The organism is Massiliimalia timonensis, assembly GCF_900186585.1.
GTDB lineage: Bacteria > Bacillota > Clostridia > Oscillospirales > Ruminococcaceae > Massiliimalia > Massiliimalia timonensis.
The window spans coordinates 93,487-115,746 of the sequence record NZ_FYDD01000002.1 but is presented as its reverse complement, the minus strand read 5'-3'; the positions used below and the strand labels follow the sequence as shown (position 1 = coordinate 115,746).

Sequence of the window (22,260 nt, the reverse complement as noted above, 5' to 3'; positions counted from 1 at the left end):
CGAACCCAAATGATTGCTATTCGATTCCCAAAGCTTCTGCCGCCTGACTGATCACAGGCTTTAATTCTTCCTGCTGCTGTTTTGCAACGCCAAGCCAATACTCGTAGATCTCATCAATTTTGAATGCATCCAGGCCATCAATGTATTCGTCCTGCAATTTTTCAAATTCCGCATCGTCTTTTGCCATAATGCATTTAAACAGATTTTTAAATTGGTAGCTTTGCAGGCTGGCGTCTAATGTTTGCAGCTCTTCCGGCAAGCTTCCCAAATTGTATACTGTCATGTCAATGGTACCTCCCGGCGAGAGGGCCTCATACATTTCCGGCATGGTATCATATCCATAGTGGCTCAGCATATCTTTATGAACGGTACGCATCTTTTTCTCGATCGCCTGTGTAGAAGAGGAATACAGGTCGATCGCAGTTCCTGTTTTCGGATCGATCGTTCCGTAACCGTATCCGATCAGTTTATCCATGATATTAAGGCCTTCTGTTTTCTGGATCTCTGGGTCAGCTCGGTCGATATCCAAGTACTCTTCTTTTGGGGTCGGAACGCCGTCAACTGTTTCCCAATGATTCCCTTCCGGGCCGTCATAGCAAATGCGGGCATTGTCATAAGAAGAGAACCAATCTAACAGAGAAACTGCTTTTTCCGGATATTTGCAGTTTGCAGAAACACCATAGTTGAACTGTCCTGCAATATAATACCGGTATAAGGTAAACTTATCGGTATCATCTGTCATTGGCGGCAGACAGGTAAAGCCCTTATCGGTTTGCCCTGTACTGTCAAAGTAATCATGTACGCTTTGGATTTCCCAGCCCGGATTGATATATAAATATCTTCCGGTCTTCACTTTATCTTCATATTGGTCTTGTTTCTGGGTAAAGGAATCTGGGTCTAAGATCCCCATCTGATAAGCTTTGTTATACCATTTTACAGCTCTCCAGAACAAGCTGTCTTTATCTGTCTGTGCGTTTGTTTCCACCACTTCATTGGTCGCAATATCAGAATAAAGGATCCGGTCGCCCGGAGTCAGGCAGGTATAGCCTTCTGCATAGGCTAAATTGTAAGTGATATGCCAGTCGCCCCAGCCCTGAGCATCTCCAAACCAGCCGCCGACAGCATAAACCTTTTCCCCTTCATTATTTTCATTTTCCAATTCCTGCATCTGCGCCAAGACTTCCAGCAGGTCAGTGTCATAATCTTTCAGCTCCGGATATCCCAATTCTTTGTATAAGTCCCAGCGGATAAACTGCCCAACAACAGGCTGCAGCCCGCTGTCATAGGTCCCCCGCTGCATACCGATGGCATAAAGCTTGCCATCCGGGCTTAAGGTGGATTTTTTCAGTTCGATACTTGCCTGGGCCAGCGGATCGGACATCATATTCGGGGCGTATTCCTCCAGATAATCATCTAATGCCAGAATCTGGCCGCCCTGATGCATCATGTCGATATACTTCATCGTGTCTGTTTCCGGGATAAAGAAAACATCCGGCAAATCATTACTCGCAATCAAAGCCGGCAACTGCTGCTGACAATCCTGCTCTGTGGTCGGGATCAGGTCCATGACAATGCCAACATCTTGTTCAATAATTTTTGCCACTTCGTTGTCCATTGGCCCCGTGCCGTTCGGATTAGTAGAAGCAGACATCACCTTGAGCGTAACAGTTTTTCCGTCTCCGGAACCAGAGCCAGAGTTGTCTTCGTCATTCGGTGTATTGCCGCAGCTTGTACAGGCCAATATCATAGCCATCAGTAAAGCTGTTTTTGACAATAACTTTGTTCTTTTCATTTGGGTACCTCCTTAAATAGACTGTTTGTGCGAACTATCAAAGCCCAAATCGGCTATCCCTTGACCGATCCAAGCATGATCCCTTTAACAAAAAATCTCTGCATAAACGGATAAACTAACAAAATGGGAAGAATCGTAATGAAAGTCATCGTTAGCCGGATCGCCATCGGCTGTATAGAAGTTTGCCCTGTAATTGCGTCTGACATACTTGCTGATTGCATCATCCGATACAGCAAATACTGCAGCGTCTGTAATTTTGCATCTGTCACAAGAAACATATTGTCAGACCATGAGTTCCACTGCCAAACTGCACCAAATACCGCAACGCAGGCCAGCACCGGCTTGCAAACCGGAAGGATAATTTTAAAGAAGATAGTTAGAGTCCCAGCCCCGTCCAATGACGCTGATTCTTCTAAAGAAGCCGGCAGGGATTCCACATATGTCTTGATCAAAACTACATAGAAAGCCGAAATCGCTCCTGGAAGCACATATAACAGAAAACTGTTTTTAAAATTGATTTTTACCATCAGCATGTACCATGGGATCAACCCACTGGTAAAGTACATGGTCGCAACTACCATTCTGTAGATCCATTTTCGAAACGGCAGATCTTTCACCGTTACCATATAGCCTAAAAAACCACAGAATAAAACGTTTAAAAGCGTCCCGATCACAGTTCGAGAAACTGAAACAATTACACCGGTAAAGATCAGCGGGGTTTCAAAAACATAATCGAAATTTTCAAGGGTGATCCCCCTTGGCAAAAAATATACCCCCTTAGTTACTTCATCCGGTGAACTGAAGCTGTTGATTGCGACAAAGTACAACGGATAGATGCAGATCAATGCAAACAAGAACAAAATCGCTCCGATTACAATATTCACGGCCCGGTCTTTTGGAGCAATTTTCATAGTTATCCCCCCTTAAAAAATACTTTCTCCCCGAATTTTTTTGGAAGTTCCATTTGCAACCGTCAGCAGTACAATGCTGATAATAGATTTAAACATCCCCATTGCTGTTGCGTAGGAATACTGTGAATTCACAATCCCCATCCGGTAAATATAGGTGTCAAAAACCTCTAGCCGGTCTACTACCATTGGATTTTGGAACACATAATACTGTTCAAATCCATTACTCAGAATATTGGCGACGGCCATTAAAAAGAGAACGAAAAAGGTCGGCGTGATCCCCGGAATCGTAACATGGAGGATCTTTTTAAATCGTCCGGCGCCATCAACGGCAGCGGCGTCATAGAGAGCCGGATCTATCCCGGCGATCGCCGCTATGTAAATAATGGCATCCCAACCGGTCTGTTTCCAAATCGTGATCGCTGTTTGAACACCCCATGCGATATTCTCATTTCCTAACAGATTTACGGATTCTCCAAATCCTAATACTTCCAGCATTTTATTCATCAGTCCACTTTCCGAAGAAAAGAAGATGAAAAAAATTGCATAGATCAAGACCCACGAAATAAAATTTGGAATGGAAGAAGCGGTTTGAATGATTTTGGAATATCTTTTACTTTGCATCTGCGACAGCATGATCGCAAATATTACAGGAACGATCATAGTTGCAATTTTTAACAAGCTTAACGCCAAGGTGTTCCGGATCACTGTTGGGAATTCACTGATATCCGAAAAAAGATATTCAAAATATTTCAGCCCTACAAAATTCATTTCTTTTAGCGGCACTCCCGGAACGTAATCCACAAATGCATATGCCCAGCCTAAAAGCGGGATATAGTGGAACAGAAATACCAGGCAAAGCAACGGCAGTACCAATAAAAACAATTTCATTTTCCGCCGTGTTTTTGCTTTTCCCAGTATGGAAAAATTAAATTTTTGTTGTGATCCATACTTCAGCATCTTGCTTCCCCCAATCATATTTGTGTTTTTGTATAATTAAATTATAAAAAGATTATATTTTGTGTTCAAATATAATAATTTTTAAATTATATATAAATTATAGATAGTTCATAATTTTTTCAATAAATTTTTTATTTCTTTTTTCCAGGCACAAAAACAGCGGCAAGGATTATAACAATCCTTGCCGCTGTTTTTGTGCCTATTCTGAAAGCTGCGACATCGTACGATACTCCGAAGGATAGATCCCGGTCATTTTTTTGAAGGTATTTGAAAAATAATTTGTGTTGGCAAAACCTGTTCTTTCAGAAATCTCATTAGTTTTCATGGAAGTTTCACGAAGCAGGAGCTTTGCATTTTCAATCCGGATCCGGCATAGGTAAGCCGAAAACAACTCCCCGATTTCGTGCTTAAAAAGCTGCCCCAGGTAAGCAGCATTTACTTTATATTTTTGGGCTAAAATTTTCAATGACAGCTCTTCATGATAATGCTTATGGACATAATCCATAACGGCCATAACAACGGGGTTTTCCTCTGCATGAATACTGTTTCTCCAACGGATCACCTGTTCCACACACTTTTTTAAACGAACCAAAAGCACCTGCATGTCAACTGTATAAAGGATCTCCCGCAAAGACTCTTCTGAAAATATCTCGCTGTTTCCAGAAAAATCTTTGGATAAATAAAATAGGATCTCACATGTCAAGGTTCGGATATTTTCAGGGGTTGCAGAAACGGACAAATCAGAAAATATCTTTTCTAAAAAGAGGCAGGCCTTTTCTTCTTCCCCTGAACTGATCAGATCATCCAGCTTATTCCAAGAAATGTGCTTAACAGAACGCGGTAACCCGTCTTTTAGACGGGGCGCGGAAACAACGGAATTGGCCGGCATGATCATCCGGTAATCCAATAATTTTTTTGCTTCTTGATAGCTCTTGACAGCTCCCTGCCAGCCTTCTTCCATGGATCCAACCGCGATAAACACATCAGATTGGAACTTGGCAGATATTTTTGATTGGTGTTTTAAAAAACATGTCTCTAAATCCGGTACGTTTTCCTTACTGCCATCCCAAGAAAACAAAAAAAGCAACTCACCGTGCAGTGTGATAAAAACAACCGGCTTTTCTCCCGTCCAAAAGCAACCCAAAAGCTGCTCCAAATAGGTGATATGCTCGTTGTTCAGTTCCCCAACGGAATGGCAGGCACAAACTTGATACCACTGTTTTTCCAGCGAAATATCCAAAAATTCTGCCCGCATGGTTAGCTCTTCTTCGCCGATCGCCCCTGTGATCCAACGATATAAAATATTACTGCGCAGCAGTTGATAGCTTTCCTGTAAACGATTTTGCTGCTTTTGCTCATTTTCCAGCTTTTCTGTCAAATGCAGTAATGTTTCCTCCAGCTCGTTTTCTTCAATTGGCTTTAACAAATAGTTTTCGATCCCATATTTGGAAGCCTCTTTTACATATTGAAAATCATCATACCCGCTGAGGATAATCACCTTGATGCTTTTCCCTTCCTGGCGGATCGTTTTCAGAAGTTCCAGTCCACTCATTTCAGGCATCCGGATATCTGTAATCAAAAGGTCGATCTCTTCTTCTCGCACGATCTGGAGCGCGGCCTTTCCGTTTTCCGCCTTGGCAGAGATCTCTATCCCAAATTCCTCCCATGAAATCAAGTTGTCAAACCCCTCTAGGATGATAGGTTCATCATCTACGACCAGCGCCTTGTACATCTTCTAACAGTTCCTCCTTTGTCCGTATGGATAACCTCATGGTAACACAAGTTCCGATCCCTTCTATACTTTGTATGGATAACCCACAACCTTCCCCATAGATCATACGGATCCGGTTTTGCACATTATACAGTCCTATTTTTCCATAATCCACTTGGTCGCATTCTTCCAGTCCCTGTTGTACTTCGAAAAGCCGCTGAGCGCTCATCCCTTTTCCTGTATCTGAAACAGAGATCACCAAAGCCTCCTGTTCTATTTTTGCAGTAATGCGGATCCAATTATTATCTTTTGAGAGGTCTACCCCATGAATGATAGTATTCTCCACGATCGGCTGGAGCAGATGGGTCAAAATGGCGATCCCCTTTGTTTCAGGCGTCATTTCATACGCTACTGTGAAACGGTCCTGATAACGGATGCTAAATAAAGATAAGTAAGCTCTACAATATGCCATTTCTTCCCCAACAGTTCCTACCAAACTTCCCTTTGCGCTGTTTCGGAACAGTTTGGCAAGTTCTTTGATCATATCTGCTGTTTCCCTATCCTGAGATTTTATGGCGCCCATCCGGATCGCTTCTAAGGTATTGTATAAAAAATGCGGGTCGATCTGAGTTTGCAAGGCATACAGTTCCGCTGTTTTCTGTTTTAATTCCGCATTCGTGCGTTCCAGCTGAATGGTATATTCTTTTTGGATATACTCCTGCAGCTTCTCGCTCATATGATTCAAATTCGTAGCGATCTGTTTGATCTCGTCATTTGATCCCGGAACATCAGCACGGGCGTTCAAATTTCCGTGCTCTATTTCCACCAACGTACGGTTGATCGTAAAAATTCTTCCTAACAAACGCTTGGTGCTCATATATCCCAGTACCAAGATCAAAGAAATACAAATTGACGTGATCACAAAAATCAGTGGGTTTAAACGGTTTGCATAATGATTTAAATCAGCATTGGAAATAAGCCCCACAACATAATATCCGAATTCCGGATTTGAAATCGTATTGATGATATATTGATCAGTTTTTTGAGTTCCTGTTTCATGGTCTTGGTATTGGACCAGCGCCTCAGGAAGTGAAGTATAGTACTGTTCAGAAGAATCAAAAATCACTTGATTTTCTTGGGTCAAGATCAAAATATCACCCAGCAAGTATGGACTGAACTGATTGTACACTGTTTTAATAAAATCAGGACTGTAAGCCGCAGCTAAAAGGCCATTATACTGTGAGGTGTTTTCCGTTTTACGAATATAGTCATATAAAACGTAAACTTTAGGCGGGGTGTTTTCTCTCTGAAAATCCGATGGGGTCAAAAAGTGTATTTTTTGTCCATTGATATTTTTATTATCATCAAATACAGACCGGGAAATTTCGGCAGAAATCTGTTTGTAATACTGTGTTTTTGAGTATGCCGACCGATTTCTGGAAGTAGCCAAGTATTCCTGATCCATGCCGACTAGTAGAATATCGTTAATATCGTTATCAATCGGAAGGCCGTATTCCGCCATATAGCTGTTTAACCCTCTCCTGATGTCTACCTTGTCTGAAAAAGTAAGCGTTGATAATTCTGGTTCTTCAAATAGATATTTGACCGCGTTGACTGCGTCAGTATTGCCAATTGTATTTCCCATAGAATTGGAATAAAACCCGTTTAATATTTTTTTAAAGCTTTTATTCTGATCTTCAAAATGGGTGTCGATCGTTTCCAATGCCTGAAAATTGTGATGTATTGCTTGGTCTGTCAAAAGGGTTTTTACATTTCGGATAATTACGACGGTCATTAAACCAATCAAGAAAACAGTAAGAAGAAAATTTATGATCATTAGCCGCAGGAAAAAATGGTTCCCAAAATGCATATGGTAAAAATCTGACAATTTTTTAATCACAAAAATCATCCTTTTTGTAATATTTATCTTAATATTACCATTTTATTAAATTTTTTGATAAAAATCAAGAACAAATATCTCCTTAATTGGTTTCTTCTATTTCTCTTTCCCTTTGAACACATAGTAGGAATAGAGTAAAATAAAATGATAAAGCCCTCCCTTTTTGTGGGGGGCCGTCGATCTATCTATGAAACTGCCGGAAGCATCTGCGCTTCTGACATTGGAAAAAAGGTAATAAACGAAAAAAGCGACAAGGAAAAATTTCGACAGCAAATCCAAAGAGGAAGAGTACAAGCAGGCTTACAAGCGGGAGTATATGTTTTGGTACAACCGCATCGTCAAGCTAAAAAAGCCTGCGCGCCGTCTGAACAGCTTCAAATGGTAAAATCAGCACTTGCACAGTTTGAAAAAAAGTCGGTCCTTTTTGAGGAGAAATTGATTTGTGTTTTCTGACAGATTATATTATGATTTTTTTGAGATGGAGCACCGTGTCCCCACCTATGCCTATGATTATGAAACTGCGGTTTATCAGGATCATGTGCTGGTGCCATATTACAACTATGAAGTAAAAACCAAATTTTGGAGGAAGTGATTTCCTACGACGAACTTTCCGCTGAGAATAAAGAGCGTTATGAGGACGATTTTGCCAAGGATAATGCCGTGCCGGAGTTAATCCCTTCTGCGGCACTCAACAAGTTTGTGTTCAATGAAACAACGGTCGATACGGTTCTACAGGATCTGATGGACCGAGGGATTAAAGTTGCCGGGGGTGACCGGCTGGGGAAAACGATTATCTTCGCACAGAACAAACGTCATGCCGGGTTTATTCTGGAGCGGTTTAACAAGCTGTAACAACTGCTTATGACGAGAAATCTCTGGGTAACATCATTCACAACATGAAGGATATTCAACTACTTGGTTCGGCCATTTATACTCGTTGGGCCCATTTGAATCTCATCGGTCTGACCACACTGCTGAAAGATTGGGGCCAGAGGACCGAGCGCGGTTTCTTTGTGCGTTAGAACGACCGGAAACTTTATCTGCGGACTCGCTAGACAATGGATCTGTTATCATGATTCACAGGCGATTGTTATTAAAAATACCGACGGTGTAAAAATCGGATATGTTCCTAGAGCCGATAACCTTATCTTTTCCCGGCTGATGGATGCGGGAAAGCTTTTGTTTGGCAGGATCTCTTATAAAGAAATGATGGGAAAATGGCTTAAAATCGATATTAAAATTTATTTACATGAATCGTAATGAGCAGAATGTGATTGCGTTTGCAAATGTCCTGATTTTTAAAAAATTCTGTCTATAAAAACAAAAGAATCCGAACCCATTGCCAGCTGGCAATGGGTTCGGATTCTTTTTCATTGTGATTATCTGACATCTACACTTTTACATTCCATTTTTGCAAGAAAGAGTAAACCTTGAAAAAACAGTTTCAATACTACGTTCATGATATAGAAATAAAAGAGGACTGCTTCGGCACCCTTTTCAACCTTTTATTTCACGAATCACCTCCACAACATGATTCGTTGAAAGATTTGCTATCTTTCATTTTCTATAAAATAACTGTTGATTCTCCACACTTTAATAGCGAACATACAAATAATTCATTTTTTATGATCTGAAAATTTTTCCCCATAGTCAAAGGCTGTACATAGTCCAAGCCCCCAACATCATATAATCCCCAGCCAAAACAAACATGTAAACCCCCGTAAGTCTATAAAAACCTACGGGGGTTTTTAAATGATTATATTATCAAATGTAAAGTTCAGAACATATGGAAAAATATTCTATGCTTTCAGAGGGAGCAGTGAAACAACTTTCTCCAAAGCCCTAGATTTTCCCGTCCGAGCAGCGTACTAACGCCTTAATGTATCCCTGCGGCTTTTGATTCATATCATAGTTTGCTTGGTCGAACTCCTCCATCTCATAAATATGTCTGCTTAATCCGGTAAATCCCCATTGTCCGCTTGCAAGAAGATCCATACATTTTTGGCATAGCTGGGCCTGATACTCATTTCTCCGTTCATGCAGGTTTTCCAGAGTAAAGGATTTAAAATTCCAAAGCTTAAAATCAATACTTCGGTCACAGTCGTTATGGTAGCCGCCAACCCCTAAAAAGCCGTGCGCACTTACCATATCCCCGGCTAGTCTTAAACCGCTTTCCTGCCCGGTAAATTCCACTACGATCGGTACCCCGGTATGGAATAAATCCACCTCCATATCCTTTTTAGACAGATCCTGATCCATGGTTTCCCAATTCAACAAATACTGTTTTGGAACTTCGCCTGGCGTATACACCTCTGTCGCCCCAAAATGCAGCGCATTTTCCAAAGCTTCCCGGCGTGGGTCTACAGCGATTATTTTTCCAGCACCCTTTAGCTTCAGCAATGAAATCATCCCAAGGCCCATATAGCCAGCCCCGACAACGGCCACTGTACAGCCCGGTGTAACAACAGGCACCCGCTCTGCCCCGCTGAGGATACATGATAATGGTTCTATTACTGCATCTTCATCAGAGATATTGTCCGGCACATGTATCGTACGCTCCGGCTGCATCACAATGTATTCTGCATATCCAGATGCCAAACCGGATACCCTGTCCCCCTTTTGAAAGCCTTTCACGCGGCTACCTACCTCGGCAACGATCCCTACCGGTTCGTGCCCAAAGGTTTCCCCTGCTTTCGCTGTATACCACGGATACCATTCCGAATGGCACATCCCAGTGTAGATCACTTTTACAAGCAGTTCATTTTCCGATATGCTTGGAATTGGTGTTTCTTCCACGCGGCTGGTCCCCGGACCAGTCATAACGATCTGTTTCATTTTAATCCTCCTTATCCCTTGACCCCGCCTTGAGTCAGGCCCTCAATAAATGATTTCTGCAAACAGAGATATAAAATAATGATCGGTCCTAAAGCGATCATCCCGGCCGTATAAATTTTAGCCAGATCCCGGCTCCATTCCCCGACAAACTTATAAAACCTTGTGGATACCGTACGAATATCATCGACTGTTAAAAAGGTATTAGCCCACAAAAATTCATTCCAGCACCACACAAATACGATCAAGGCTACTGTTGCCAAAATCGGCAGGGATAAGGGCATCGTAACATGCAAAAACACACCGAATTCACTGCATCCGTCAATTTTTCCCGCTTCCTCCAATTCTCTGGGAATCCCAACCAAAAACGTCCTGATCAGGAGCATGGAGAAAGGGATATAGGACGCGGCATAAATGATAATCACGCTTGCATGGGTGTTCACTAGGCCTATTTCACTAAAATTATAGTAAAGGGGAACAATAAACATAAAGGCCGGGAAGGACATTCCCATCATAAAATATCCAATAAAAAAGTTTCGTCCCGGGATCTTTAGGCGCGCTACCCCATAGGCGGCTAGCCCTGCCCCAACAATCACGATCGCGATTACGCAAACACCTATGAAAATACTGTTGCGGAATGCTACCGCATAACTTCCTTTCATCCATGTTTCCGCATAATTGATAAAGGAAGCATGTTCCGGAAACCCCAGCGGGGTCTGTTTGATCTCTGCGTCTGTACGCAGTGTATTGATAAACAGCACGACCAACGGGAAGAGCTGAAAAGCCGCCAAAAAGATCAGGATCGTATGAACAACTGCGGTCAGCAATGGTCCTCTTTTTTTCACCGTACTCATACCGCTTCCTCCACCTTCTTCCGCACAAATTGATTGATAAAGAAAATCACCATCACGATGATAGTCTGCAAAACACAGATAGCATTGGCATAGCCTGCACGGTAATTGACAAATGCATTTTTATAGATCCATGTCGATAACAGTTCTGTTGCCTGTCCTGGGCCGCCCATCGTCATGACCCATACAAAGTCAAAGGAAAGGATCGACCACATCAGGCTCATGGCCACAATAAATACGATCGTTGGGCTAACGCCTGGAATCGTAATGTGCCAAAACAGCTTTACCCTGCCGGCTCCGTCAATACTGGCCGCTTCATACAAAGCGGGGTCTATCTGCTGTAAAGCGGACACAAACAGCACCATCACAAAACCCCACCAGCTCCAGTTGCTGACAAAAATAACAGAAAACAGGGCGATCTTGGAGTCCCCAAGCCACATAACTTCTGCCAGATTATCCAGACCCATTGTTTTAAAAATCGTAGAAAAGCCATAATATGGGTTATAAAAATTTGACCAAATTTTCCCCGCAATCGCAGCAGAAAGAACATAGGGCAAAAAATAAGTCGTGCGATAAAACATCTGCACCTTTGGGCGTTTTACTCCAGATACCCAAACCGCTACAAATAAAGAAAGGATGATCGGAACAGTTACAAACCACAGCGTCCAAACCGTTGTATTTTTCAGTGCGACCGGAAGCACCTCATCTGCTGTAAACATTTCAATAAAATTATCCAAACCGATAAAAGTTGGATTTCCAATTCCATTCCAATCAAAAAAGGACAGGTACAAGGTCTTTATGGAAGGAACGATTACAACGATAAAATGATAAATAAAGGCCGGCAGCACAAATAAAAGTCCAGCCCAACGCTTCAGCTCGCTTTTATTTTTCAATAGGCTGCTTCTCATAGTTTCACCACCAAAATTATTTTCTTAAAAAGGGCTGTATGCCGCCGTGTTATCCCCTGACAGCATACAGCCTTTGATATACCAGTAGAATCCCTTGCCGATATTATGATACTACCGGGACTTTTCCATCTGCTAACTCCTTGTCAAAGATCTCCTGAGTTTTTTCCAGATATTCCTTGCTGGTCAATTCCCCTAAATAAATCTTTTCTATATTGTCCATCATGTACTGTCTGGTTTCTGCTGGCCAGTAAGTCCACATAACATGTCCTGCCGCAGATAAATCCTTCTGAGTTTCTTCCAGCATACCGATGATGGTTTTGTCAACAGGGTTCATCGTATCCGGATAAAGCTCTTCCGGAATATCCATCGGCAAAGTCTGCGCTCCTTCAGCAACAGCCTGTGCATGCAGTTCTTTGTTGTCAAACATAGACTGGATAAATTTCCAGCAGACGTCGGGATATTTGGTGTTTGCGTTGATCGCAATAACGCCTCCGGCACCCAGCGGTAGCGTTGGCGGAACTCCTTCCCGTAAAGACGGGAACGGTACCGCATCATATTTAAAATCTTTGATTTGGTTTGCATAGGTACCAAGCTGCCATGTTCCGGTCATCCTCATTGCCGCCTGCTGAGAATAAAACAGCGCATTGCTGTCCTCGTCACTGATCGCATGGGATTTCTTATCATTGATCCAGCCATTCTGCCACATTGTATTCAGGCAGTCGATAGAGTCCTGAAAAATAGGATCCGTCCATTTCATTTCCCCGTTCAAGGCTTTCACTACGTTGTCCCGTCCTGCGTAATCCGCGAAAGCTACTGACACAAACTGTTCGTTGATCGCCTTAAAGTCAGAGGTCCCAAAGGCAATGGGGATCAGGTTTTTCTCCTGGATCGCGTTACACAGCGACTTCAGTTCCTCATAATTCGTTGGGGCAGTCCAACCATTTTCTTCAAACATATCAACATTGTACCAAAGCATCAATGCCTCATAGGAATTGGGGATCGAGTAGATCTTCCCATCGACCTTGCAAGAATCTAACGCCCACTGGAAAATCACCTGATCCAGCCCGGATTCTGTCACATAATTTGTCAAATCCAGAACTTTATCACCCTTTACATATTCGCTGGTGATAGTCGGTCCACCCATGTTGCAGATATCCGGACCATTTTTAGCGGCCATCTGTACTTTTAATACCTGCTCATAATCTGCCGTAGCCGAAATTTCCACTTCATATCCGGGATTCGCCTCATTGAATGGGGTCACCACATATTTCATCCAGCGTGCGTGCTGTACGTCATCCATCTGTTCTGTAAACCAGATCAGTTTCACGGTTTCCCCTGTTTTTCCATCCCCTGCATTTTCTGATGTGCCACTATTACTCTTCCCGCAACCGGCCAATGCAGAAGCTGCTAAACCTGCACAAAGAAGTATCGCTAATGCTTTCCTTGAATATTTCATCTTTTTTCCTCCTTTATAGATGCCAGCAGTTTATCCTGTTGTTTTTATTGTAACGTAACCGCAGTCAGAATACTACGCGAAAAAATTTTGATTTATTTCAAAATCTTCGGCATATAGTACTTATATTTGGTTTTATGTTTTTATATTTTTATGCAATATAACTTCTGTTTTTTATTTTTCATTGTTTTCCGTTTGAAAAACAGCACGGTATTCTGATGGCTTTACTCCTAAATATTTTTTGAAAACCTGGCTGAAATATTTGGAATCCTCCATACCAACCATTTGAGCGATTTCATATACCTTTAAATGGGGATCATTCAAAATCAATACCCTAGCATGCTCTAATCTGGTGATCGTACCATATACAGCGAATGGAATATGAGTTTCCTTTTTGAACAATTCGCTTAAATAGGTTTGATTGATAAAAAGGTTCTCGCTTAAATGGATCAGGCTGATATTCTGCGCATAATGCCGATTGATGTATTCTACCGCCCGATAGGTCACATTTTTTACTACCAGTATTTCCTCAAAAATACAAATCCCATATTCTTCAAGCCTATCTTTCTTCGGGTAAAGCTGGTTGTTTTGACATACTAGTAAGTCCGTATATGCCTCCCGATTCTGCTTTTTATAAATCTGCTCCCTGATCTTCTGCAGCACGGTTTCGACCTGTTCTTTTCGAGTCGGCTTCAAAATATAGTCTACCGCTCCCAACCGAATCGCGGACTGTACAAAAGAAAATTCTGCATATCCGCTTAAAAAAACAATATATTTTTCAGGATAATTCTTTTTGATCCATTCCCCCAGCTCTATCCCGCTAATCCCCGGCATTTTAATATCCAAAACCACAATGTCAGGCTGGCAAAATGATATCTTCTCTTTTGCTTCATACCCATTGGCGGCTTCCGCAACGATTTGGTACTCCGCAGAAATCTTTTCGATCGTGCTCTTTAATCCAGCCCGAATCAGGTGTTCATCATCTACTAACATGATACGAATCACTGTTATCTCCTCCTATCTATTTCCCGGCACATGGATAAGAACGGTTGTCCCGATCATGGGCGTGCTTTGGATCGTTACTCCATATGTTTCTCCATAATGCAAATGGATCCTGCTGATCACGTTCCGTAAACCGATCCGGCATTCTGCCTGCGTCGGCGGTTTCTGGGATAAGATCTCAGCCACCTTTTCCTGAGTCATCCCTATCCCGTTGTCTTTGACCGAAATGTAAACCTCGCCATTCTCTGACTTTGCGTTGATAAATACCTCGCCTTTCCCTACCTTGTTCTCGATTCCATGGATCACGGCATTTTCCACAATGGACTGGATCAGCATTTTCATGATCTTGCAGGAACGAACTTCCTCATCCATTTCTATGCGATATTCAAATCGGTCCCCAAACCGGACCTTGTGGATATAAAGGTAATCTTTAATATACCTCAGCTCTTCTTCCACCGTCATGATCTGCTTGGAGTCGCTGATCGAATAGCGAAGAAGTTCTGCCAGACTGGATACCAAATTGCTGGTTTCATAATTTTCCTCTAAAATGAGCAGTGCGTTGATCGTTTCCAAAGTATTATAAAGAAAATGCGGGCTGATTTTTGCCTGTAGTGCTTCTAAACGAATATCACGCTCCATCAATTCCTGCTGATAGGTTTTAATTAACAGCTCGTTAATATCGTCCAGCATTTCATTAAAACCTTGGCTTAAACGCTTCGTTTCCAAAAAGGTTTGATCTTGGATCCGTATTCCCAAATTATCGCATTGAATCGCTTTCATCCCTTCGGTCAGCAGCGCAATGGGCCTGGATATTTTCGCCGAAATGATCAGTGACAGCACAATCACAAGCACCGCCCCGACCAGCATCGAGGTAATCATCAAAATCTGCCCGTTACGTATATTATTTTGCAGTTCCCGAATGGGAATCAGGCCAATCATCCTCCAACCTGTTACAGGAAGTGTGTCATAGGAAATAATGTACTTTTCCCCATCGATCACATGTGTTACATCATTTTCTCCTGCCCGATCAATTTCCTTTGTGATCTCTTTCAAAGGAAGAGTTTCGCTTTTATTCTGTGCGATGATCTCCCCGTTTTCATCCGCCAGATAAAGATAACCGGCCATACCATACCGGGACAACAGATTATTCAGATATAGCGTTTTTAAATTGACAGTTAACACCCCTAGTTCCTGAAAGGTATCAACATCTACAATACGGTATTGCAGAGCCACCAGCTTGTGCGCGCTATATTTTAATTGGAACGGGGGAATCCACACGCATTCCTCCCCTATCTCATCAAGCCTGGAATATTGCGGATACATCTGTCTTGTCTGGTATACGCTCTGCATAGATGTATCTCCAAAATAAAGACCTTCTACCTCTTTCCGGGAAAAAACGCCGACCGAATGCATCCCTTTTTCCTTGATAATAGACCCTGTCACAACATAGTTAAGCCGCCGGTGCCAGTCTGTTTTCTCGAAATCGGAATGCCCTGCTGTTTTTACATATTCAACGATATTGGAATTGTACGCAAGTGAAGAAGCTAAAACCTTTATCTCGGACAGATAGGTATTCACTCTTTGCTGTACTTCTTCTACTTCCTGATGAGCAAGCTGCCGGGTGCTGTCTGTCACCATTTTTTCACTGGTATAAAACATGATCGTACTGACTACCATAAAAAACAGGAAAAATACCGAAACAAAGGAAATAGATAATGCTGTTTTAATGGGAAGCACCGGAAAATGAATTTTTTTCATAACAGGCTCCTTTCTAATTTAAAATATCCGACATGGAGTGATACCTAATGTTAAGTATATCTTAATCTTCTGTTCAGAAAAATCAAAATTCTTCTAATTTACTTTAAAATCTTCGGTTCTCAAGATATAATACCCAAAAATCATCCCATAAAATTTCTATTTTTTATACATATCGTTTTTTAATAATCAACAAAAAAACGGGGCCTCGCCTAAAGAATCAGGCGAGGCCCCGTTTTCAGATAGATATATTTTCTGTTACTTTTTCTAAATTTGAATATAATTTGTTCAATCTCCAAAGAGCCACAAATACTGCACATACGATTCATTCAGTGAAACGTAGAAGTTACGGAAAAATCAGAAAAAAGAAAGTTTCTCAATCGTTTTTTAATCTGACTATCATATCTCTCATAAAATTGTTTTATTCCAAAAAATCGTAGGTCCACAGTGATCGTGGAGGCTAGTATATCTTAGATATATTCACTAAACTGTTAAGAAATGACAAGGTATACAACAACCTTTTTCAGCTTATGTCAGAATAATTTGACAATACATAGAGTTCCATAATGAAAAGTGTCCACATCGTTCACGAGATCATAAAACTCCTGTCCACTATGAGGATTTGTTGATCCAAAATAAACCTCTCATATATAAGAAAGACCTGTCTAAAAACAGGCCGCCAAAAATATTTTTTACTAATTATGTATAAAGCAACCATTTTTATAAATATCAATCAGAAGTTAAGGCATAAAATGAAATCAGGCGTCATCCGTTCCAAAGTGTTTTTTAGGGGTTCAAAAAGAGCCGCCCTCATTATAAAGGCATTTATAGTATTTTTTCATTTTACACATTCTCATAGTTTGGTGTTTGTTTTTGCATAAGTAAACACCAAACAAAGACCAAAATCAAAACCTTAGAAAAACAAAAAGCCCACAAACCCCGTTGTTATGGGATTTGCGGGCCTTAAATCATGGGAAGCGTTAACAAAAAAGATACCCGCTGAAAATGAGAATTCTGGGTTCAGAATAGAACTGTTTTACTTTTTGGCTTTCCATTTTCGAGCTTCAAATTTCGGCCTCGATACACATACTTTTATTTGATTAAACCGCTGTCTTTCAGTAAAAGCTCCAAATCGGTGCCTTTCACTTTTTTTATAACGAGCTTCAGCAACTCCTTTTCTGCAAAGGGCAATTCCGCCTCCAATAACGGCTTTTTGTCAATGGCATAATAGCAGGCGCGCAGAATCTCACGCACGTCGTATTTGCTGCCCCAAACCTCCGGTACGCCGCGGTCAATATCCAGCAGGGTATAAACAGACTCCATACCCGTACGCATGGAATACTCGGTAGTGAAAATGGTATCCCGCGGTGTCTCGGCAAATTGACCGATGAAAGCGAAGTTCACGGCACCGTCCGGCACTACTTTCGGACGATCGCATTCTTTTCTCGGCTGGAAAAAGGCGTTGATATACGGCATAAAGCAGGTTGTGGTGTTGCAGGCGTTCTTGGCGAGAGCTTCAATTTTATCAGTCGGAACGCCGATATGGTATAGCCACTCACAGCAGACCTCTTCGCCGGTACAATCACGCATCGCTTTTTTCATGTAGTTGCCCTCTTTATTTGTATTGAGCGCATAAAGCCATACCAAAATCATGTTTTTATCTTGGGATTTGAACTGAGGCTGACGGTTGATCGTCCAGGAAAGATACCAGTTGTCGGTGCTGTCCTTAACGGTTACAATACCGCCGGTCGTTACCTTTCCAGAGCGTGGGTCACGTTTGCAGACATTCATAATATGTCGGATAATTTCCTCGTTGGATGTCTCTACGGTTGCACTCATCCAATTGGTGGCATCGATATTGCTGCAGAAGGCATCCGGATTTCCGAACTCTCCATGCTCGGCTTGTGAGGCGATGGACTTCCACATATCCCACGATTCGCCGCATCCGTTGTGAATAACAGACAAGTCCGGGACGTGGGTCTGGTCGCCGTAACAGGAAGTATCGGTACAGCAGCCGTTGGTAATAAATACAAGATCATCCTCAATCAGGTCAATGCTCTGCTCCTTACCGTCTTTTACATAAAGGATCTGCTTTGCAATTTTCTTATCGCCCTCGGTTTGTATCACGACATTTTTTACGTCCATACCGTACTCAATTTGTACGCCATGATTCTCAAGATATTTTACCAATGGCAGGATCATACTCTCATATTGGTTGTATTTGGTGAAACGCAGGGCGCTGAAATCCGGCAGACCGTCAATATGATGCACATAACGGCAAAGGTAACGCTTCATTTCCAAAGCGCTCGACCAGCGCTGGAAGGCAAACATAGTCTGCCAATAGAGCCAGAAATTTGTGTTCCAGAAAGATTTAGGAAGTACATCGGAAATCATTTTATTTTCTAAATCCTTTTCCTGTGTTAAGAACAGCTTGGACAAAGCTATTGCCGAGTCTTTATCCAGTAAAAACTTCTTGTCTGTATGGGCGTCCTCGCCGCAGTTTACCGTAGCGCGGCAAAGAGAATAGTTCGGATCGTGCTTATTGAGCCAGTAATACTCGTCCAACACCGAAATCCCTGGTGTTTCAATAGAAGGCACATCCCGGAAGGTATCCCACATGACCTCGAAGTGGTTATCCATTTCACGGCCCCCGCGCATGAAGAAGCCTTTTGTCACATCCTTGCGTCCGTCGCAGCTGCCGCCGGCAAGCTCCAGCTTTTCAAGCAGATGGATATGCTCCCCCTTCATCTGTCCGTCACGGACAAGATAGAAAGCGACGGTCAGCCCGGCCAGCCCCGTGCCAATAATGTAAGCGGATTTTTTATCTACATCCTTTGGTTTCTCGGGATGGGCAAATGATTCATAAGTTCCTGCAGAGTAATACATAACGAAAACCTCCTGTTTTTTCTTTCTGTTTTCATTATACCTACTCCCGTCAGAGGCACAATAAACAAAAAAAGCCTCGTGACAAAATTCTTATCACGGGACTAGAAGATGTAAAAAGTTTTATCAACACCGTTAAAATGATAAAATTAGAGTTTGAATCTGGAAAGAGCCATCGACACAGAGCCTTTTATCAGCTTGTATAGCTTTTCCACAATCTGCTGCGGATCTTCGTGCATATCGTCCTTGATCCAGTCGAGCATCAGTCCGATAAACATATAAGAATAAACCTGTGCAATAAACTGCTTATCTTCGTCTCGAACCGTTATCCCCATCGCCTCCTCGTTAATAACATTCAAAAGCAGTTGATCCACCAGCGGCTGCAAATATTTTTCAACCTGCTCTCGGTGAACACAACGGTAAACATTCAGAATAAACGGTTTGTTTTCCTGCACCGCTTTAAAAATCTGTAAAAATCCCTGCTGCCATGTATCGTAGGTTTTCTTTTCCTCTAACGCCCGTTTGGCGTCTTCCAGGCACGACCATTCGACCAAATCATATATATCTTTGAAGTGATAATAAAAGGTCATACGGTTGATTCCACAATCATCTGTAATGTCACCTACTGTGATCTTTGTAAGCGGCTTTTTCAGCAGTAGATTTTTAAGGGACTGCTCCAACGCCCGTTTTGTTACCTGAGACATTGCGATTTACACCTTCTAAAAAGTTATTTTTCTTTATATATTATATCACAAATCCATCAATTTCTCAACGAAAGAAGCAGGTACAGAGAAACACCGACAACATATGGTCTTCCGGTATTTCTCTGTACCTGCTTCTTAGCTCTGTAAGTGATTTTTCAGGAAGATATAGCGTAAGCTATATTCTTCTTCCCAGCTGGTAAGATATCAGGGGGAGAGAGTCTGAGAGACGGGGAGAAGCGAAGAACCTCCCCGTCAGCTTGCCAGGGAGGTTCTAAAAAAGGGAGCTATGTACTAATCCCATGTAATTTGAGGATTTAAAAGCCCTCTTTTGTGAAGAGATCTGTCGATCTATCTATGAAACTGCCGGAAATTTCTACACTTCTGACAGTAGAAAAAAAGGGTAAAAACGCAAAAAAGTGGAGCCTCCGGCCTGAAAATCCAGGCGGAAGCTCCGCTTTCTCGCTATTTTATTTGGTTTATTTTTGGACATCTACGGTAAAACGGTTTTTCGGATTTTGCTCCCAAAAAGCCCTCAAAGCCGCATGGATACTGAAAAAAATGGAGTGACATCTATTTCGTCACTCCATCATGGAGCGGATGACGGGAATCGAACCCGCGTATCCAGCTTGGGAAGCTGGTGTTCTACCATTGAACTACATCCGCGAATGCAGTTATTATAATACTCTTTTTTTCTTCATTTGTCAAGAAAAATTTAAAAGAGGGGGCATAATCCCCCCTCTTTCTGTTTTACGGGATCCCGATCCACATCTTTTCAACATGTACATCCTGAACTTCGTCTGTATCCGTCAGGGTTCCAGTATATGTAACTTTAATGGGGCTGTTTAGCCGAATCTTGTTACCCTCGTTCTCAATCTCACAATAGGTCTGATCCATGTGATATTCTTTGCCATCCGCTGTCTTAACAACGATCGAAATTGATGTGATATCGGAGATAGTCCCCTCCAAAACTTTACTTTCTGACGGTTTAGAGGAAGAACTGCTGTTTGACTCTTCTGAATCAGAGGAAGTGTCCTCTGATTCTTCTGGTTGAGAGGATACTTCCGATTCTTCCGGTAAAGAGGATTCCTCTGATGAGGTTTCCGATGTATCATCAATTGAAATCGACGAAGATGTTTCAGACTGCGCCTGAGAAGATTTTCCTCCCTCTTCGCTCACTTTCTGGAACAGGTCACAGGATGTAACAGCTAATGCCGCCGACACAGCCAATGCCGCTATGATCAATCCAATTCTTTTTTTCATATAAATTCCTCCTAAAACAGGACCCTTCCTATTTGAACTCATTGTAACAGCCTTTTTTTATCTCGTCAAACAAAATGAAAAGAATTTAAAAAAAGGCCGCAAATCCTTCATAATTTATCCTGTGTCAATTCCAAGCCGCATAAGAAAATTCTTCGGCATGTTCCGTTTCATAATCAGTGTAATATTTCACGATCTTGTTTTTTCGGTCCAGTTCATACCGTACAGCACTCCACAACGGTGCAAAGCTGCGATCCTTTGCTGGGAAATCTTCTGCGCCATATAGATTAAGATTCGCTATATTATAATCTGCCGGGTCAAAATCACCCGCCTCATCACGACGTTGTTCATCCATCCCAAAATACTGCAGCCCGAACGGATCGGTCGTATTCTGAAATGTTGTATCCAAATAGTAATTTTTCCCGTCCAGCTGGACCATATTCCATTCATGGGCAGCGCTGTGGTCCCGGTTCAAGGAACCGCAGCCTGTAGAATTGACCCCCGCCTGCATCAACAGGTACGCATACGCCCCTACAAATTCCTGACAAATCCCCTGTCGCTTCATCAATGCGCGGTATGGGCTTAGGTCGACCCATTCTTCTGTTTCCAGCGCATCATAATCGTATACAACCGACTGACTGAAACCACTGTACAGGGAAATGACCTTTTCAAAGTCGCCGTCGCCTTCTTGAAGATTTTCCGTGATCCAATCTGAAACTGTTTGTTGGAACCGTTCCACTTCCCTTAAATACGCGTCTCTTTCCAAGGAATATTCCAGCTTTCCCACTCCATTTTGAGGCTGGTGCTCCTGAGGTTCTAAATAATAATCTGCAATTGGCATACAGGTTGCCGCGGCTTCCATGATCCGGTAATAGGTCTCTGAATCCGGACACATAAAACTCTCTTCCCCTGCCAGCACAGCATCGCAAAATTCATAAAAAGACTTCTCAAACTCTTTGCCATATGCCTGTTTATATTCTTCGGACAGCACATGGGGCTGAAAAGTAAATGGATATGGCTTAGACGTTTCCTCCTGCGGAAGTTTTGTGCTGCTTTGCGAGGATCCTTGGGATTCCTGCATTGAGGTATTCTCTTTCGGGCTTTCTGTGCAGCCTGTACCAAGACCAAGCAACAACATCCCAGATAAAATACCAGCGGTCAGCCGTTTTCCCATATCACTCCCCCTTTTCCCCTGTCTTATGCTCATCATACCCTGTTTATTCCGGGAATTCAAGGATAAAACGGTTACAATTCAGCAATAAAACGAAACAATTCTCTCTTACTTTTACAAATAGTGTTTCCATTTTTTCATAAATCACCCAGCTTTTCTTGACAGGCTAATCA

16 protein-coding genes, 1 tRNA gene and 1 pseudogene are annotated in these 22,260 nt (G+C 42.2%); 2 read left to right on the top strand and 16 right to left on the bottom strand.

Annotation, left to right across the window (positions count from 1 at the left end):
• Nucleotides 1-16: 16 nt before the first annotated feature.
• From CIB36_RS00600 to CIB36_RS13180, 5 genes are all read right to left on the bottom strand, one after another.
• The gene (locus CIB36_RS00600; protein ID WP_093987693.1) at nucleotides 17-1,792 is read right to left on the bottom strand and encodes an extracellular solute-binding protein; all 1,776 of its coding nucleotides are present in this window, start codon (nucleotides 1,790-1,792) and stop codon (nucleotides 17-19) included.
• A gap of 53 nt (nucleotides 1,793-1,845) precedes the next feature.
• Nucleotides 1,846-2,703: a carbohydrate ABC transporter permease gene (locus CIB36_RS00595; RefSeq protein WP_093987692.1), complete on the bottom strand. Its 858-nt coding sequence runs from the start codon at nucleotides 2,701-2,703 to the stop codon at nucleotides 1,846-1,848.
• A gap of 12 nt (nucleotides 2,704-2,715) precedes the next feature.
• Nucleotides 2,716-3,660 carry an ABC transporter permease subunit gene (locus CIB36_RS00590; protein WP_093987691.1) on the bottom strand — a complete coding sequence of 315 codons (945 nt, stop codon included), beginning with the start codon at nucleotides 3,658-3,660 and terminating at the stop codon, nucleotides 2,716-2,718.
• Nucleotides 3,661-3,859: 199 nt separating this feature from the next.
• On the bottom strand, nucleotides 3,860-5,392 hold the full coding sequence (locus tag CIB36_RS00585) for a response regulator transcription factor (protein ID WP_093987690.1): 1,533 nt from the start codon (nucleotides 5,390-5,392) through the stop codon (nucleotides 3,860-3,862).
• Complete coding sequence (locus CIB36_RS13180; RefSeq protein ID WP_158662526.1) at nucleotides 5,367-7,271, bottom strand: sensor histidine kinase; 1,905 nt, start codon at nucleotides 7,269-7,271, stop codon at nucleotides 5,367-5,369. The genes CIB36_RS00585 and CIB36_RS13180 overlap by 26 nt, the downstream gene beginning before the upstream one ends.
• 451 nt (nucleotides 7,272-7,722) lie before the next feature.
• Here CIB36_RS13180 and CIB36_RS00565 point away from each other — a divergent pair.
• Together CIB36_RS00565 and CIB36_RS00560 are read left to right on the top strand one after the other, a co-directional pair.
• A pseudogene (locus CIB36_RS00565) lies at nucleotides 7,723-8,120 on the top strand (DEAD/DEAH box helicase family protein); the annotation flags it as partial.
• A gap of 162 nt (nucleotides 8,121-8,282) precedes the next feature.
• Entirely contained in the window at nucleotides 8,283-8,531 is a 249-nt protein-coding gene (locus CIB36_RS00560) for an HIRAN domain-containing protein (RefSeq protein ID WP_207726139.1), read from the top strand.
• Nucleotides 8,532-9,113: 582 nt separating this feature from the next.
• Here CIB36_RS00560 and CIB36_RS00555 read toward each other — a convergent pair.
• The 11 genes from CIB36_RS00555 to CIB36_RS00500 form a co-directional block, all read right to left on the bottom strand.
• The gene (locus tag CIB36_RS00555) at nucleotides 9,114-10,106 is read right to left on the bottom strand and encodes an alcohol dehydrogenase catalytic domain-containing protein (RefSeq protein ID WP_093987687.1); all 993 of its coding nucleotides are present in this window, start codon (nucleotides 10,104-10,106) and stop codon (nucleotides 9,114-9,116) included.
• A gap of 11 nt (nucleotides 10,107-10,117) precedes the next feature.
• The gene (locus tag CIB36_RS00550; protein ID WP_093987686.1) at nucleotides 10,118-10,957 is read right to left on the bottom strand and encodes a carbohydrate ABC transporter permease; all 840 of its coding nucleotides are present in this window, start codon (nucleotides 10,955-10,957) and stop codon (nucleotides 10,118-10,120) included.
• On the bottom strand, nucleotides 10,954-11,862 hold the full coding sequence (locus tag CIB36_RS00545; protein ID WP_093987685.1) for a carbohydrate ABC transporter permease: 909 nt from the start codon (nucleotides 11,860-11,862) through the stop codon (nucleotides 10,954-10,956). Before CIB36_RS00545 ends, CIB36_RS00550 begins: the two co-directional genes overlap by 4 nt.
• 103 nt (nucleotides 11,863-11,965) lie before the next feature.
• Nucleotides 11,966-13,318, bottom strand: coding sequence for an ABC transporter substrate-binding protein (locus CIB36_RS00540; protein ID WP_093987684.1), 1,353 nt, complete (start codon nucleotides 13,316-13,318; stop codon nucleotides 11,966-11,968).
• Between the two features lie 171 nt (nucleotides 13,319-13,489).
• Nucleotides 13,490-14,320, bottom strand: coding sequence for a response regulator transcription factor (locus tag CIB36_RS00535; protein ID WP_093987683.1), 831 nt, complete (start codon nucleotides 14,318-14,320; stop codon nucleotides 13,490-13,492).
• Between the two features lie 12 nt (nucleotides 14,321-14,332).
• Nucleotides 14,333-16,075 carry a sensor histidine kinase gene (locus CIB36_RS00530; RefSeq protein WP_093987682.1) on the bottom strand — a complete coding sequence of 581 codons (1,743 nt, stop codon included), beginning with the start codon at nucleotides 16,073-16,075 and terminating at the stop codon, nucleotides 14,333-14,335.
• 1,089 nt (nucleotides 16,076-17,164) lie between these two features.
• On the bottom strand, nucleotides 17,165-18,958 hold the full coding sequence (locus CIB36_RS00525; RefSeq protein ID WP_093987681.1) for an oleate hydratase: 1,794 nt from the start codon (nucleotides 18,956-18,958) through the stop codon (nucleotides 17,165-17,167).
• Nucleotides 18,959-19,104: 146 nt separating this feature from the next.
• The gene (locus CIB36_RS00520) at nucleotides 19,105-19,659 is read right to left on the bottom strand and encodes a TetR-like C-terminal domain-containing protein (protein ID WP_093987680.1); all 555 of its coding nucleotides are present in this window, start codon (nucleotides 19,657-19,659) and stop codon (nucleotides 19,105-19,107) included.
• Between the two features lie 589 nt (nucleotides 19,660-20,248).
• Nucleotides 20,249-20,322, bottom strand: a tRNA-Gly gene (locus CIB36_RS00510).
• A gap of 84 nt (nucleotides 20,323-20,406) precedes the next feature.
• Complete coding sequence (locus CIB36_RS00505; protein ID WP_093987678.1) at nucleotides 20,407-20,919, bottom strand: hypothetical protein; 513 nt, start codon at nucleotides 20,917-20,919, stop codon at nucleotides 20,407-20,409.
• Between the two features lie 124 nt (nucleotides 20,920-21,043).
• Complete coding sequence (locus tag CIB36_RS00500) at nucleotides 21,044-22,090, bottom strand: transglutaminase domain-containing protein (protein WP_093987677.1); 1,047 nt, start codon at nucleotides 22,088-22,090, stop codon at nucleotides 21,044-21,046.
• Between the last annotated feature and the right edge of the window lie 170 nt (nucleotides 22,091-22,260).

Coding starts and splice junctions, on each gene's coding strand:
- CIB36_RS00600 (WP_093987693.1), bottom strand. CDS start 1,792: ATGAAAAGAACAAAGTTATTGTCAAAAACAGCTTTACTGATGGCTATG.
- CIB36_RS00595 (WP_093987692.1), bottom strand. CDS start 2,703: ATGAAAATTGCTCCAAAAGACCGGGCCGTGAATATTGTAATCGGAGCG.
- CIB36_RS00590 (WP_093987691.1), bottom strand. CDS start 3,660: ATGCTGAAGTATGGATCACAACAAAAATTTAATTTTTCCATACTGGGA.
- CIB36_RS00585 (WP_093987690.1), bottom strand. CDS start 5,392: ATGTACAAGGCGCTGGTCGTAGATGATGAACCTATCATCCTAGAGGGG.
- CIB36_RS00555 (WP_093987687.1), bottom strand. CDS start 10,106: ATGAAACAGATCGTTATGACTGGTCCGGGGACCAGCCGCGTGGAAGAA.
- CIB36_RS00550 (WP_093987686.1), bottom strand. CDS start 10,957: ATGAGTACGGTGAAAAAAAGAGGACCATTGCTGACCGCAGTTGTTCAT.
- CIB36_RS00545 (WP_093987685.1), bottom strand. CDS start 11,862: ATGAGAAGCAGCCTATTGAAAAATAAAAGCGAGCTGAAGCGTTGGGCT.
- CIB36_RS00540 (WP_093987684.1), bottom strand. CDS start 13,318: ATGAAATATTCAAGGAAAGCATTAGCGATACTTCTTTGTGCAGGTTTA.
- CIB36_RS00530 (WP_093987682.1), bottom strand. CDS start 16,075: ATGAAAAAAATTCATTTTCCGGTGCTTCCCATTAAAACAGCATTATCT.
- CIB36_RS00525 (WP_093987681.1), bottom strand. CDS start 18,958: ATGTATTACTCTGCAGGAACTTATGAATCATTTGCCCATCCCGAGAAA.
- CIB36_RS00520 (WP_093987680.1), bottom strand. CDS start 19,659: ATGTCTCAGGTAACAAAACGGGCGTTGGAGCAGTCCCTTAAAAATCTA.
- CIB36_RS00505 (WP_093987678.1), bottom strand. CDS start 20,919: ATGAAAAAAAGAATTGGATTGATCATAGCGGCATTGGCTGTGTCGGCG.
- CIB36_RS00500 (WP_093987677.1), bottom strand. CDS start 22,090: ATGGGAAAACGGCTGACCGCTGGTATTTTATCTGGGATGTTGTTGCTT.